A 14017-nucleotide genomic window follows, 5' to 3' on the forward strand; every position below is an offset into this window, starting at 1 on the left:
CGGTCGCGCGGACGCGACCGCCCATCGCGCTCACAGCGAACCGCCCATCGCCTGCAAGCGCGGCGCGATCGGACGCGCCGACGGCGTGGCGCGGCTGGCGGAGACGATCAGCATCGACAGCTCCAGGGACTGTTCGTAGTTCAGGCGTGGATCGACCGCGGTCTTGTAGGCGCGGCTGAGGTCGGCCTCGGCCAGGTCGCGTGCGCCGCCCAGGCATTCGGTCACGTCCTCGCCGGTCAGTTCCAGATGCACACCGCCCAGGCGTGTGCCTTCGGCGGCGTGGATGTCGAAGGCCAAGTCCAGCTCGCCGCGGATATTGTCGAAGCGGCGGGTCTTGTAGCCGTTGCCCACACTCTCGGTGTTGCCGTGCATCGGATCGGCGACCCACAGCACCCGGCGACCGGCCTGCCGCACCGCCTTGAGCAGGCCCGGCAAGGCATCGGCGATGCGGCTCTTGCCCATGCGCGTGATCAGGGTCAAACGACCCGGCTCTTCGTAGGGATTGAGCACGTCGATCAGGCGCAGCAACTCGTCGGGCTTGGTGGTCGGGCCGACTTTCACCGCGATCGGATTGCCGATACCGCGGAACAGCTCGACGTGGGCGCCATCCAGCGCTGCGGTGCGCATGCCGATCCAGGGCAAATGCGTCGACAGATTGAACCAACCGCCGCGTTGCGGCACCCGCCGGGTCAAGGCGGCCTCGTAGGGCAGCAGCAGGGCTTCGTGCGAAGTGTAGAAGCCGGTATGCATGCGGCTGTCGACGAACTGCCCGCCGACGGTCTTCATGAAACGCAGCGAGTCGGCGATTTCCTCGACCACGCGCTTGTATTCGATGGCGCGCGGCGAGTGCTCGACCCAATCGAGTTTCCAGTACTCCGGATGATGGATGTCGCCGAAGCCGCCATCGACCATGGCGCGGGTGAAATTCAAGGTCAGCGCCGAGTGGGCGTAGGCCTCGAACATGCGGTTCGGGTCGGGGCGGCGAGAGGCTTCGTCGAAATCGGCGCCGTTGACGATGTCGCCGCGGAAGCTCGGCAGCGACACGCCGTCGCGCGTTTCCTCGTCGCTGGATCGCGGCTTGGCGTACTGGCCGGCGAAACGGCCGACCCGGATCACCGGCTGCTTCAGTCCGTGCGCCAGGACGATGCTCATCTGCAACAGCACCTTGAGGCGGTTGGCGATGATCTCGCTGGTGCAGTCGACGAAGCTCTCGGCGCAATCGCCCCCGTGCAGCAGGAAGCGGCGCCCCTCCTGCGCTTCGGCCAGCGCCCTCTTCAGTTTAAGCACCTCCAGCGAGGTCACCAGCGGCGGCAGTCGCGCCAGCCGGTCGGTCGCCTTGGCCAGTTCCCCATCCGCCGCGTACTGGGGTTGCTGCTGCGCCGGACGCTGTTGCCAGGTCTGCGGCGACCAATCGTCCTCGTTTCTGACTACGCTCAACGGTCGAAACATGGATTCATCTCCCCACTAGGTTTGAGTGCCGGCACGCGATCAGTTCGCGTCGATCCCTGCATGCGAGCTTCTGCATCTGGCGCTGCACGCCATGGCGCCGATTGCGACGCGCCGTATATCGAGTGCGTGCCGAATCCGTCGCCCCATCCGTGTCGATGGGAATGCCGCAAACCCCGCTGCTCGAACCGCGTCTTTCCTCGCTCGAATACAGCTCGCGACTTCCAGCAGTGAAAGCAAATTATCAGATGAAAAATGAGGGTTTAACCGTAGAAAGTACGTAACCGACGCCGATGCGATCGATGTAGATTTGCAGCCGCCGAGCAGACTCATCGCGCGGTACGTACGGCACTTCATCGCAGTTTCCGATTTAGTGTGAGCGTTATCGGTTTTTTATTTTGATCAGCGCACCGACGTTGTCCGGACCGCGCCTTGATAGCGTCCGCAAAGTCTCGAAAACGAATCCGATGTTCGCAAGGGGGCGGTCATACATCGGACTTGTTGCGGCGTTTCAATCAACGGCTGAGCGGTTCCGCGCCCGTCGCATCGACTATCCCATCCCGGTTGGGCGATTCGCCCTTCGCCAGTGCCATCCGCGCTTGTTTGCGCATAACCACTCCAGGAGTGCATATGACTGAGAATAACCGTGCCGGCGCCGTACCCTTGTCGTCGATTCTGCTGCAGATGATTACCGGCTATTGGGTGACTCAATCGCTCTACGTCGCCGCCAAGCTCGGCATCGCCGACCTGGTCGCCGATGCGCCGAAGACCATCGAAGAGCTGGCGGCGAAAACCGGCGCCAAGGCGCCGCTGCTCAAGCGCGTCCTGCGCACCATCGCCAGCATCGGCGTGTTCACCGAAACCCAGCCGGGCATCTTCGGCATCACTCCGCTGGCCGCGTTGTTGCGCAGCGGCACTCCGGACTCGATGCGTCCGCAGGCGATCATGCACGGCGAAGAACAGTACCGCGCCTGGGCCGACGTGCTGCATAACGTGCAGACCGGCGAGACCGCGTTCGAGAAGGAGTTCGGCACCAGCTACTTCGGCTATCTGGCCAAGCATCCGGAGGCCGACCGCGTCTTCAATGAAGCCCAGGCCGGCTACACCAAGCAAGTTGCCCATGCCGTCGTCGATGCTTACGACTTCTCGCCGTTCAAGACCGTCATCGACATCGGCGCCGGTTACGGCCCGCTGCTGTCGGCGATCCTGCGCAGCCAGCCCGAGGCCCGCGGCATCCTGTTCGATCAACCGCACGTGGCCGAAGCCGCCGGCAAGCGCCTGGCCGAAGCCGGCGTCGGCGATCGCTGCGGCACGGTCGGCGGCGACTTCTTCGTCGAAGTGCCCGCGGACGGCGACGTCTACATCCTGTCGCTGCTGCTGCACGATTGGGACGACCAGCGCAGCATCGAGATCCTGCGCAATTGCCGGCGCGCAATGCCGGCGCACGGCAAGCTGCTGATCGTCGAGCTGGTGCTGCCCGAAGGCGAGGAACCTTTCTTCGGCAAGTGGCTCGACCTGCACATGCTGGTCCTGCTCGGCGCCCAGGAACGCACCGCCGACGAGTTCAAGACGCTGTTCGCCGCGTCGGGCTTCGCCCTGGAGCGCGTCCTGCCGACCGCATCCGGCCTGAGCATCGTCGAAGCGCGTCCGATCTGATCGCATCGTCCGGCCATGCGCCGGATTACTCGCATGCAGCCGGCCGCCGATGCGGCCGGCTGCATGTCGTTACAGTTGCTACCTAATCGCATCTTGACGACTTAGTGCCGCGTGTTTGGACCGTCGTGCGCAACGCCCTGTCTGCATAGCGATCGCGCTGCGACGGGCTTGCGAGGTTTCGTTCAAGCAAGATCCAGATCCAGATCAAACGCCAAGAGCTTCCGCCACTAAAGCGGCGGGTTACTTTCTTTTGTCATAGGCAACAAAAGTCCGTCTGGATTCCCTTCGGTCAAAGGTAACCAAAGAAGTTGCTTTTCATTGAATCACAGGCCCGCGCGTTCGATGCATACGCGGGGATCTACATACGGGACATCCCTGTCCCGATGAAAAACGGCCCGCATCCCTGCGGGCCACCCTCCGGGTCTTCTACTGCCTTCGCGAGCGCTCGGCGACGCCAAGCCAGAGCCAGAGCCATAGAAAAGGGCATGGGTGCGGTGAGGCCATCCCCTGTAGGAGCGGCGTGAGCCGCGACCATGAGACGCGCTGAGGCAGAAATGCCTATGTCGCCGGGTAGGAGCGGCGTCCTCCTGGATTTCCTTCGGTCACAAGCCGCGACCGCGAATCTGCGGTTGCCGGCGCGGGTGGTCGAAGCTGCGTGGTCGCGGCTTGCGCCGCTCCTACCCAAGAGCAGACCGGAAGCCACCAATCGTTGCCGTTGCCGTTGCCGTTGCCGTTGCCGTTGCCGTTGCCGTTGCCGAGATTTTGATCTGCTTTGCCGCTGTGCCGCTGTGCCGGTCAAGTGGAGACCCGGAGGGCGCCGCACAGGACGTGCGGCGTTTTCCGATAGGACAAGGATGTCCTATCGGAAAATCCCGGCGACAGCATCGCACTCGTGGCCTGTGCCCTTGCAAGGAAAGCCCTTTTCTTTGGTTAGCTTTCTTTTGGGCCAGCAAAAGAAAGTAACCCGGCCGCGTCAGCGGACGGAAGCTTTAGATGTTGCTTTACCGCTCTGCAGTAAGAAACGCAACAACCGCCAGTTGCGTGGTCGCGGCTTATGACCGGAGGAAATCCAGTGGGACGCCGCTCCTACAGGAGGCCGCGGCGCGTAACGCCGCGAAGTCGACGCGGAGCGGCGCGACTTGCGTCGCTCCTACCCTTGGCTACAGGGCATCGTGACGCGAATGTTAGGCAACACGGCCGCAGCTTGTGACCGAAGGAAATCCAGTCGGACACCGCTCCTTCCAACGGCCGATCACCGCCTCGAACTGCGATCGTCATCGATGCGTCATCGTCGCCTCACTTCTTATTCAGCGGCTTGCAGCGACTCGTTTTGGCGTTGATTTCTGCGACGCCGCAGATCATGACGACATACTGATTGTTTATATGACAGATAACACTTGCATCGATTACCGCACAATTTACGCGCATCCACATGCCTACCAAATACCGCTGTTTTCAAGTGATTTTCCGGCAATAGGCGAACCCCTCAGATTCGGCACATTCACCCCGATGTCGCATTTCGCAGCGAATGTCATCTTCGCCCGAACGCCAAAATCTCCACATCGCCATTCTTTATCCGTAGAAAATACAGATGTGCCGATGGGGGGCTCTCATTACTTTATCGATCGAAGCCCGACCGCGAGTTTCACTCGCGGCAAGCGGACACAGGGTCTTCGAGATGCACGGCAAGGCTCCCTGGCGAGTTTGCCGTGACCCCACCGACTGGCGTAGTCCACGCCAGATTAAAGACGAGAATCACATCATGGCCAAGAACGAACAGGTAATCCGCGCCGACGACACGGTGACCTTCATCAACGTTTTCGACGTCGAGCCCTCCAAGCAGCAGGAGCTGGTGAACCTTCTCAACGAAGGCGCCGACAAGGTGATCCGCCATCGCCCCGGCTTCATCTCGGTGAGCATCCTCGCCAGCAAGGACGGCAGCCGCGTCGTCAACTACGCCCAGTGGCGCAGCGCCGAAGACATCAAGGCCACCCGCGAAGACCCCGCCGCGCAGGACTACGGCAAGCGCAGCGCCGAACTCGCGCGCGCTACCCCGCACGTCTACTCGGTGGCTTCGGTCCATCGTTGATATACGCCGCCCGTCGCGACGGTCAGGCGCACGACCCGCTGTCGTGAGCCCGGCGCCGCCGACGGGTTGAAGGTGATGAGGGGTCGGGACGCTCTCGCGGGCGGCTCGGCCCCTCTGCTCGGTAGGTCTGCAGTCCCGCACTCGCTCGCCCTCGCCGACACCGTTGCATGAGCCTCGGGCGTCCTCGATCGAGCGGCTGCTGGAACCGGCAGTCCGACTACACAAGGTCGAGGAGCTTCCGTCGTTATGACCACCGCTACGCAAACCGACATCGTCATCGCCGGCGCAGGGATCGGCGGCCTGACGACCGCGCTGGCCTTGCACGCGCAGGGCATCGAACGAGTCGTGGTGCTCGAGAGCGCCAACGAGATCCGCCCGCTCGGCGTCGGCATCAATGTCCAGCCCGCCGCCATCGCCCAGTTGTTCGCACTCGGTCTTGGCGAGCCGATCGCCGCGACCGGCATCGCCACCCGCGAGCTGCGCTATCTCGACCATGCCGGCACCACGCTGTGGACCGAACCGCGCGGCCTGGCCGCCGGCGATCCGTATCCGCAATACGCGATCCACAGAGGCGAGCTGCAGATGTTGCTGCTGGCAGCCGTGCGCGAACGGCTCGGCGCCGACACCGTCCGCACCGGCCTGCGCCTGCAGGACTTCGAACACACCCGCACCGGCATCCGTGTCCACGCCCAGGACCGCGGCAACGGCGGCTCGACGGTTTCCTTCGAAGCCACCGCCCTGGTCGGCGCCGACGGTCTGCACTCGGCCGTGCGCGCCCGTCTGCATCCCGACCGCTGCGAGTTGCTGCCCGCCAGGATCCAGATGTGGCGCGGCCTGACCGAAGTCGACGAATTTCTCGACGGCCGCAGCATGATCGTCGCCAACGACGACCGTTCCACCCGCCTGATCGCCTACCCCTGCTCGGCGCGCCATGCCCAGCAGGGCCGGGCGCTGGTCAACTGGGTCTGCATGGTGCCCGACGTCGCCCAGGACCTCACCCGCGAGGCGAGCTGGGACTGCTCGGGCCAGCTCAAGGACGTACTGCCCTACTTCGCCGACTGGAAGTTCGGTTGGCTCGATGTGCCCGATCTGCTCTCGCGCAGCACCCAGATCCTCGAATACCCGATGGTCGATCGCGACCCGCTGCCGCGCTGGGGCATCGGCCGGGCGACCCTGCTCGGCGACGCCGCCCATCTGATGTACCCGGTCGGCGCGAACGGCGCCTCGCAGGCCATCCTCGATGCGGTCAGCCTGGCCAACGAACTCGGCGACAACAGCGACACGGTCGAGGCGTTGCAGCGCTACGAAGCGGTCCGGCGCCCGCCGACCACTGCGATCGTCCAGGCCAATCGCGACCGCGATACCGCCGAGCGCGCCATCGCCACCCGCCCCGACCCGGAAAAAACCGCCGCGCTTGCCGCGATCACGAGCTCCTACCGCAGCATCGTCGATCGCTCGCACGTCCGGTGAAAACGTGGTTTCCCGAAACTACTCCGACGCCAGGCCTTCCGAGTGATCGGGGACGCTGAGGAGCACCAAGGAGTCAATCCGTGATCGACAATGACAAGACCCACTTCGATGCGATCGTAATCGGCACCGGCTTCGCAGGCATCTACATGCTGCATAAGCTGCGCAACGAGCTTGGCCTCAAGGTCCGCGCCTTCGACAAGGCCAGCGGCGTCGGCGGCACCTGGTACTGGAACAAGTACCCGGGCGCGCGCGCCGACACCGAGAGCTTCGTCTACCGTTATTCCTTCGACAAGGAAACCTCGGAAGGCTGGGACTGGCGCAACCGCTACGTCGACCAGCCCGAGATGCTCGGCTACCTGCAGGCGGTGGTCGATCGCCACGGCCTGGCCAAGGACATCCAGTTGAAGACCGGCATCGACAGCGCCGTGTTCGACGAGATCCACCATATATGGACCCTGACCACCAGCACCGGCGAGCTGTTTACGGCCCGTTATCTGGTCAACGCGGTCGGTGTGCTGTCCAAGATCGTGATTCCGCAGATTCCGGGACGCGATAAGTTCCAGGGCCAGATCGTGCACACCGGCGCGTGGCCGGCGGATCTGTCGCTGGAAGGCAAGCGCGTCGGCGTGATCGGCACCGGCTCGACCGGCGTGCAGTTCATCTGCGCCGCCTCCAAGCTCGCCCGGCACCTGACCGTGTTCCAGCGTTCGGCGCAGTTCTGCGTGCCGGCCGGCAGCCGCCAGGTCAGCGAGGGCTATGTCGCCGAGTACAAGAACAACTTCGAACAGATCTGGGACGGCATCCGCAACTCGCGCATCGCCTGCGGCTTCGAGGAAAGCGGCGTCTCGGCGATGAGCGTGTCGGAAGAAGAGCGCCAGAAGGTGTTCGAGCACCATTGGGAGATCGGCAACGGCTTCCGCTTCATGTTCGGCACCTTCTCCGATATCGCGGTCGACCCGGCCGCCAACCAGGCCGCCTCGGACTTCATCCGCGCCAAGATCCGCCAGATCGTCAAGGACCCGGAGACCGCCCGCAAGCTGTGTCCGACCGACCTCTACGCCAAGCGTCCGGTCTGCACCAACGACTATTACGAGACCTACAACCTGCCGAACGTGAGCCTGGTCAGCCTGCCGGAGAACCCGATCAAGGAACTCACCGCGAACGGCGTGCTGACCGAGGACGGCGTCGAGCACAAGCTGGACCTGCTGGTGTTCGCGACCGGCTTCGAGACGGTCGAAGGCAGCTACAACCAGATGGAGATCCGCGGTCGCGGCGGCGAAACCCTTCAGCACCACTGGAAGGACGCGCCAAGCAGCTACCTGGGCGTCGCCACCGCCGGCTTCCCGAACATGTTCATGGTGCTGGGCCCGAACAGCGCCTTCAGCAACCTGCCGCCAAGCATCGAAAGCCAGGTCGAGTGGATCGGCGAGCTGATCGGTTGGGCCGAAGGCGAGTCCACGCCGGTCATCGAGACCACCCGCGAGGCCGAGGAGGCCTGGACCGCGACCTGCAAGGAGATCGCCGCCTACACCCTGTTCCCGAAGGTCAAGTCGTGGATCTTCGGCGAGAACATCGACGGTCGGAGCAGCCGCGTGCTGTTCTACTTCGGTGGCCTCGCCGGCTATCGCGCCAAGCTGCGCGAAGTGGCCGACGCCGACTACGAGGGCTTCATCCTGCACAGCGAGCCCTCGTCGATGGTCGCCTGACGCGGCTGCGAACGCCGCGCGGCATTCGCGTATCCATCGTTCGATTCAAGGCCGGCCCCACCGTTCGCGGTGGGGCCGGCTTCGTTATGAAGACTTATTCTTTTCCGATTTATTTTCTACCAAGTTATTCCTCATGCGCTCATGCCGAACACGCATCCGCCGCGTCGACCTGATGTGCGATGTAGCGACTTGCGCACATGCACGACGCCATGCGCGACGGCATCGCCCTCCGCGACCGTGCATTTGCACGGCCGCCAGCGCGCCGAAAGGCTTGTCGCCGCCGATGCCACCGATGTCATGCACGAACTAATGCGAGCGCGATGACGATGGCGAAGCGAATGAACATGCCGAATCGCTTGGCGCCGGCGGATGCCGGCTTTCAAACTCCGCGCAAAACTATCGATGCAGACGATGAAACTCGTTCGTCGAAACCGATCGAGTTCACGCTCTTCGACTTTGTGTCATTTGTCACTGGCCAAGCGAATACGATTGCTGTCGAGATTTCTCGATTCGACGCAATTCCCCTTGTTTCAAGGGATATTTATCGTCTTCACACGATCGTTCATTCGATTCTGAAAGCGTCATTGCGATCACAGACCGGTAACGAAATAGATTGATACTCCGCTTGCGCTGCACGATTCCCAATGCTTATCACACAATAAATCCATGCATCACGTTTAAATAGGTCGGCACGATTCCGAAGCAGCCACACCCTCGGAAGATGCGCAATAGTCAGCCCGAAGTCCGGCTCAAGACGTGCAAGCCTGTCGCGCGATGTTCGATTGAACCAAAACTCGCGGATACGGTCGGATCCTTGCAGCGGCTCGCAAGGAACGGCCTCCGGCAGATTGCACGAACCAGCGGGAACTCAACCTGGATCACGCCGGTCCCGCATTGCGGGCAGGCCGCGCCCATCACTCGACCCATAAAAACCAGTGGGCGCGCGGATGGTGATCGGCAGGGAGCGTAGCGGCTGGCGGTACGGACGCGTCGACGGCAGGACGGACCACAGGACATACGCCGAAGTCGCCCAGCAGTGACCTGCCTCGGCCCCGCTGCGTTACGGCGGACCGAGGCTGCGAACGGCCCAATCCAGGCAACAAGGGTCTCCCTTGCTGCGTGGACCCCTGCGAACCGCGTTATCGAGGAAGTCCAACCTACTCGTTCCGGAAAGATTCGGAATTGCTGCCCTTCAACAAGGATGTCTCCCCATGGCAATCGCAATCAGTTCGGCGCTTTCTTCCATGATCGAGCAAATGCCCGGACCTTGCGCCTGCAAGGACCAGGATTCGAAATTCCTCTACGCCAACACCGAGTTCAAGGCGCTGGTCGGCCTGGAGCCCGACGAGGACGTGGACGGGCTTTCGGATTTCGACCTGCCCTGCGAAGTCGCTTCGCACGGCAAGACCTTTCGCGAACAGGACAAGTACGTGATGGAGCGGCAGATCTCCATCACCACCTTGAACGTGCACCGCTTCAAGTGCGCGAAATGGAGGGCGTTCCTGATCGTCAAGAAGCCGTTCTTCGACCAGGAGACCAACATCCGCGGCGTGCTGTTCCACGGCACCGACATCACCGCGATCAACGCCGGCGCGCTCGGCTCCTATTTCGGCAACCTCGGGCCGCACCAGGCCTCGATCAGCAACCTGCCGCAATCGGGGCAAGCCCATGCCGATTCGGAGGCCGACATCGACATGACCCGCCGCGAGTACGAGGTGTTGTTCTTCCTGCTGCGCGGCGGCACCTCCAAGCGCATCGCCGAGCTGCTGTCGATCTCCTCGCGCACGGTCGAGCAATACATCGACGTGCTGAAGGACAAGTTCGAGGTGCTGACCAAGCCCGACCTGATCGAAAAAGCCATCTGCAAGGGCTATCTGTACGTTGTCCCGGACACTTTGTTCATGAAGTGCTCGTCGAAGATCATCTTCCAGGGCACCCCGCCGCTGTCGCTGATGCAGCCCTCGAACGCCCCCTCCTACCTGCCCACCAACTAAGAGGCGCGGGTCGCCGGCGCCTCCGGGCGGCGGCGACCCCCGTCGCTGCGGCCGGGTCAGTGCGATTGCATGCCTGCCGGCACCGCGTCTACTTGGTCATGCCGGAGTTCTGCATCGGGCCGTGACTCGACAGCGAGGCGACCGCGGTCGGCTTGCTCAAGGCTTCGCTGCTTTGTTCGATGGATTGCGCGATCGCCTGCTGGGTCGGCACTTCCGCCCAGCGCTGGAACGGCGAATGCGGCGAACCGGACACGGCGAACAACTTCGCGCCGTTGTCGCTGCGAGCGATGTAGTCGATACCCGGCAGCTGATTGTCGCGGGCGGCGCACATCAGGGCCCCGGCGGCATTGTGTTGCTGCTGCGACGACAGCCCCCCGCCCGATTTCGCGACCAGGTCCCCGAGCTTCGCCACCGTGTCGCGAAACACTGCGTTGTGCGGGCTCGCCGACTCGTTGATCAGAGGCGCCTTCGCGACCGGCAGCGACGGCGTGGCGAACGCCGAGATCGGCGCACCGAAGCCAGAGGGAGGCGGGCTCGGCGAACCGGACGGCGAAGCGCCGAAGCCCATGCTGCCCAGACTCGAGCTGCCTAAGCCCGTGCCGCCGAAACCCTGGCTGGCCAGACCGGGGTGGCCCAAAGCCGATGGCGATGGAGCCGATGGGCCATGCGCACTCGGGGTCGACCCGCCCAAGCCCGGCAACTGCGCGTGAGCGAACGCAGACCCACCGCTCTTCTGGGTCAGCACGCTCGCCGCCAGCGAATCCGACTGGTCCATCGGCGAGGCGCTCGAACTCTGCGAGCCGCCGCCGAAACCGTTGGATGGGACGCTGGCCTGCGGCGCCGGCAGGCCCGGGCTGTTGCCCTTGCGGCGGACGCCCGGCTGGTGCACCGGGCCGTCCTCGCGCATGTCCATGGCGGAACTCGACGACGCCTTGGGCGTGGTGTCGAAATGCTCGCGGATCAGCGAGCTCACCCCGCTCGCTCCGGTGTTCTTGCCGACCATGAAACCGTCGAACTCGCCATGGATTTCCGGCACCTCCTCGTCGCGGTATTCGCCGGAGACGTTGAGTTCCCATTCGTGCGAGCTGTTGGCGCCGCGGCCGACCAGGCGCAGGTTCGAGGTGTCGTTGTAAGCGTCGAGCGCATCGGCCTTGCTCAGGCCGCCGGGCCCGGCGTGCTTCGCCATCTCCTTGGCCACGGTCTCGAACGGGATGCGGTGATCGATATCGAGTGCGTCGCGCGTGACCAGTTGCTGGGTGGCGGCGCAGCGGAACAGCGGCACGTTGTGCTTGGAGCCGTCGATCGGACTGGTCGCCACCACCGTGCCGACGTAGCTCTCCTTGAGCTGTTGCTCGAACCACTTGCCGCGCACGCCGGCATCGAAGGCCAGGCCTTTGCGTCCGTCCTCGGGCGACCAGGCCTGGCCCAGGGTGGCGCCGGTACGCCGGGCGATGTCGCGCTCGGGATCGAACTTCGGCGGGTCGACCGACGGATCGAAGCCGCAGCGTTCGTTGGTCCAGGCCTTCCATTGGCTGGAGTCGGCGCCATGCAACAGTATCCGGTCGGCGCTGTCGCGCGCCCGGTTGTAAACGGAGGGCAACAGGCGCAAGTTGCCGACGTCGTTGTAGGCGCGATGGGCGTCGGCATAGTTGTCGACGCCCAGGCCGGTCAGATGCGCTTTCCACGGCTTGACGTGATCGACGTCGAGGGCGTCGGCGGAATGCCAGGTCTTGGTGCCTGCGCTGTAGAACAGCAGCAGGTTTTCGCGCCCGAGCGAAACGTGCGCTCCGGGCATGTGCTTCTGCGCCCAATCGTTGCGCATGTAGTGCACGGTCGAGTCGTAGAACGCCATGCCGTCGCGTGCGCTCAAGGCATTCCAGCGCTTGTTCTGCAGGCCGTCTCCGTGCACGGGCGGTTTGTACTCGTCCCATTCGGCCAGGACGACCTGGCGACCGCTGCGCAGACTGACCTTCACTTCGCCGCCCATCCCGCTTCTCCCCGCCAGCGGCGTTCGACTCGAAGCACCGCAGGGCCGGAACGGCGAACCTCTCCCCCTGCGGCATCCTCGGTCGGCACCCTGACCCGAGTGGTCAAACGCACTCCCCGCACGGTGCAGGCCATGACCGGTACCCGCGACACCGACACGCCGCCCCGGCACGAATGAATGCGCCCGTCCCGCATCGATCGCGCCAACACCGACGGCCGGCACGCTGCCCCGCCCGCAATGGCCGCCCCACAAGGCTTTCGCCGTTTCTTTGATCAGGCTAGGGAGTCAGCCCGGCGCCGTCGGCGCCGCTCCCTTCGAGAAGGGGGACTCGGAATGCCATCGCTAATACCGGTTGGACCGTACAAGCAATTCACCACCGCCGAAGGCACGGTATTTCCTTACTACATCGTGCCGTTCGACAAGAACGGCACCTGCGAAGGACCGCTGACGCGCCAGCATGTGCTCGACCATCTGGATGGGCACAGCGATATCTTTTTGTTCTCGCACGGCTGGAACAACGACTGGGAAGCCGCGAGCGAACGCTATGCGAGCTTCGTCAACGGCTATATCGAGCAGCGCCGGCAACTCGGCCTGCCCGCTCCGGCCGGCTATCGGCCGCTGTTGATCGGCATCTTCTGGCCCAGCCAGGCCTTGTCGTGGTTCGACAGCGAAACCGGTCCCGGCTTCGCCGGCGCCGGCGACGATGTCGAAAGCGGCCGCCAACAGATGGCCGACATCGCCGCGATGCTGGCGCCGGAACAGCGCGAACGCTTCCACGCGCTCAGCCAGACCCCGACCTTGTCCGAGGCCGAATCGCGCGAGCTCGCCGACCTGCTGGCCAGCGTGCTGTCGCCCGACGACGAGGGCCACGACGCCGCACCCGCCTCCGCCGACGACCTGCTCGCCGCAGCCGCCTCCTTGACCGAGGCGCCGCCGGATTTCGACGACGTCGGCGCGGTGGCGGCACCGAACGCGGGCGGCCCGGCCGCCGCGGGCGGCATCGGCGATGCGCTGAAGAAACTCGACCCGCGCAACCTGATCAAGCCGTTCACGGTCTGGCAGATGAAGGACCGCTCCGGCAAGGTCGGCAGCCGCGGCGTATCGCAACTGCTGGCCGAGTTGCTGCGCCGTTCGCAGGCGCGCATCCACCTGCTCGGACATTCCTTCGGTTGCAAGGTGGTGATGTCGGCCACCGCGTCGCTGCCGGACGGCCTGCGCAAAGTGCATTCGGCCCTGCTGTTGCAGCCGGCGATGTCGCAGTACGCCTTCGCCGCGCAGGTGCCGGAAACCGGCCGCACCGGCGGCTACCACCGCAACCTGCAGCGCATCGAACGGCCGGTGGTCGCGACCTTCAGCGGACGCGACATCGCCCTGACCAAGACCTTCCATTTGGCCTTGCGGCGCGACCACGACCTCGGCGAGCAGCCGCTCGCCGCCGGCGACTCGCCGAGCAAGTACGCGGCCCTGGGCGGCTACGGCCCGCAAGACTCCGGACAAACCCTGGTCGACATCAAGGACCCGGCGAGCGCCTACGATTTCGGTCCCGGCGGGCGCATCGTCGGCGTGCGGGGCACCCGCACCATCGGCGGCCACGGCGATATCAGCAACGCTTCGACCTGGTGGCTGGCGCACAACCTCGCCTCCAGCCGCTGAGCGCCGGCACCGCACC

Annotated in this window: 10 protein-coding genes; 8 read left to right on the forward strand and 2 right to left on the reverse strand. The window is 64.4% G+C overall.

Annotated features, from left to right (window positions below; all coding sequences use genetic code 11):
• Window positions 1-30 precede the first annotated feature (30 nt).
• Window positions 31-1449 (reverse strand): class II 3-deoxy-7-phosphoheptulonate synthase, encoded by a 1419-nt coding sequence (locus tag ACKN61_RS15800; protein ID WP_408950337.1) that lies wholly within the window; start codon window positions 1447-1449, stop codon window positions 31-33.
• A gap of 627 nt (window positions 1450-2076) precedes the next feature.
• Between ACKN61_RS15800 and ACKN61_RS15805 the strand changes: the two genes are divergently transcribed.
• The 7 genes from ACKN61_RS15805 (at window position 2077) to ACKN61_RS15835 (ending at window position 10361) form a co-directional block, all read left to right on the forward strand.
• On the forward strand, window positions 2077-3102 hold the full coding sequence (locus ACKN61_RS15805; RefSeq protein ID WP_408950338.1) for a methyltransferase: 1026 nt from the start codon (window positions 2077-2079) through the stop codon (window positions 3100-3102).
• Between the two features lie 1206 nt (window positions 3103-4308).
• The gene (locus tag ACKN61_RS15810; protein WP_408950339.1) at window positions 4309-4815 is read left to right on the forward strand and encodes a hypothetical protein; all 507 of its coding nucleotides are present in this window, start codon (window positions 4309-4311) and stop codon (window positions 4813-4815) included.
• A gap of 49 nt (window positions 4816-4864) precedes the next feature.
• Window positions 4865-5191 carry an antibiotic biosynthesis monooxygenase gene (locus ACKN61_RS15815; protein WP_051885243.1) on the forward strand — a complete coding sequence of 109 codons (327 nt, stop codon included), beginning with the start codon at window positions 4865-4867 and terminating at the stop codon, window positions 5189-5191.
• A 246-nt stretch (window positions 5192-5437) separates the two neighbouring features.
• Window positions 5438-6661 (forward strand): flavin-dependent oxidoreductase, encoded by a 1224-nt coding sequence (locus tag ACKN61_RS15820; protein ID WP_408950340.1) that lies wholly within the window; start codon window positions 5438-5440, stop codon window positions 6659-6661.
• Window positions 6662-6741: 80 nt separating this feature from the next.
• Complete coding sequence (locus ACKN61_RS15825; RefSeq protein ID WP_408950341.1) at window positions 6742-8367, forward strand: flavin-containing monooxygenase; 1626 nt, start codon at window positions 6742-6744, stop codon at window positions 8365-8367.
• A 197-nt stretch (window positions 8368-8564) separates the two neighbouring features.
• Complete coding sequence (locus ACKN61_RS15830; protein WP_408950342.1) at window positions 8565-8984, forward strand: hypothetical protein; 420 nt, start codon at window positions 8565-8567, stop codon at window positions 8982-8984.
• 594 nt (window positions 8985-9578) lie between these two features.
• Complete coding sequence (locus ACKN61_RS15835; protein WP_408950343.1) at window positions 9579-10361, forward strand: PAS domain-containing protein; 783 nt, start codon at window positions 9579-9581, stop codon at window positions 10359-10361.
• Between the two features lie 88 nt (window positions 10362-10449).
• Here the strand turns inward: ACKN61_RS15835 and ACKN61_RS15840 are convergent, their stop codons facing one another.
• Window positions 10450-12348, reverse strand: a complete 1899-nt coding sequence (locus ACKN61_RS15840) for an XVIPCD domain-containing protein (RefSeq protein ID WP_408950344.1) — start codon at window positions 12346-12348, stop codon at window positions 10450-10452.
• Window positions 12349-12681: 333 nt separating this feature from the next.
• On the opposite strand from ACKN61_RS15840, the gene ACKN61_RS15845 reads away from it, so the two are divergent.
• Window positions 12682-14001 (forward strand): alpha/beta hydrolase, encoded by a 1320-nt coding sequence (locus tag ACKN61_RS15845; protein WP_408950345.1) that lies wholly within the window; start codon window positions 12682-12684, stop codon window positions 13999-14001.
• Window positions 14002-14017 lie beyond the last annotated feature (16 nt).

The sequence above is a fragment of the Lysobacter sp. Hz25 genome (assembly GCF_046097045.1).
Lineage (GTDB): Bacteria > Pseudomonadota > Gammaproteobacteria > Xanthomonadales > Xanthomonadaceae > Lysobacter > Lysobacter antibioticus_B.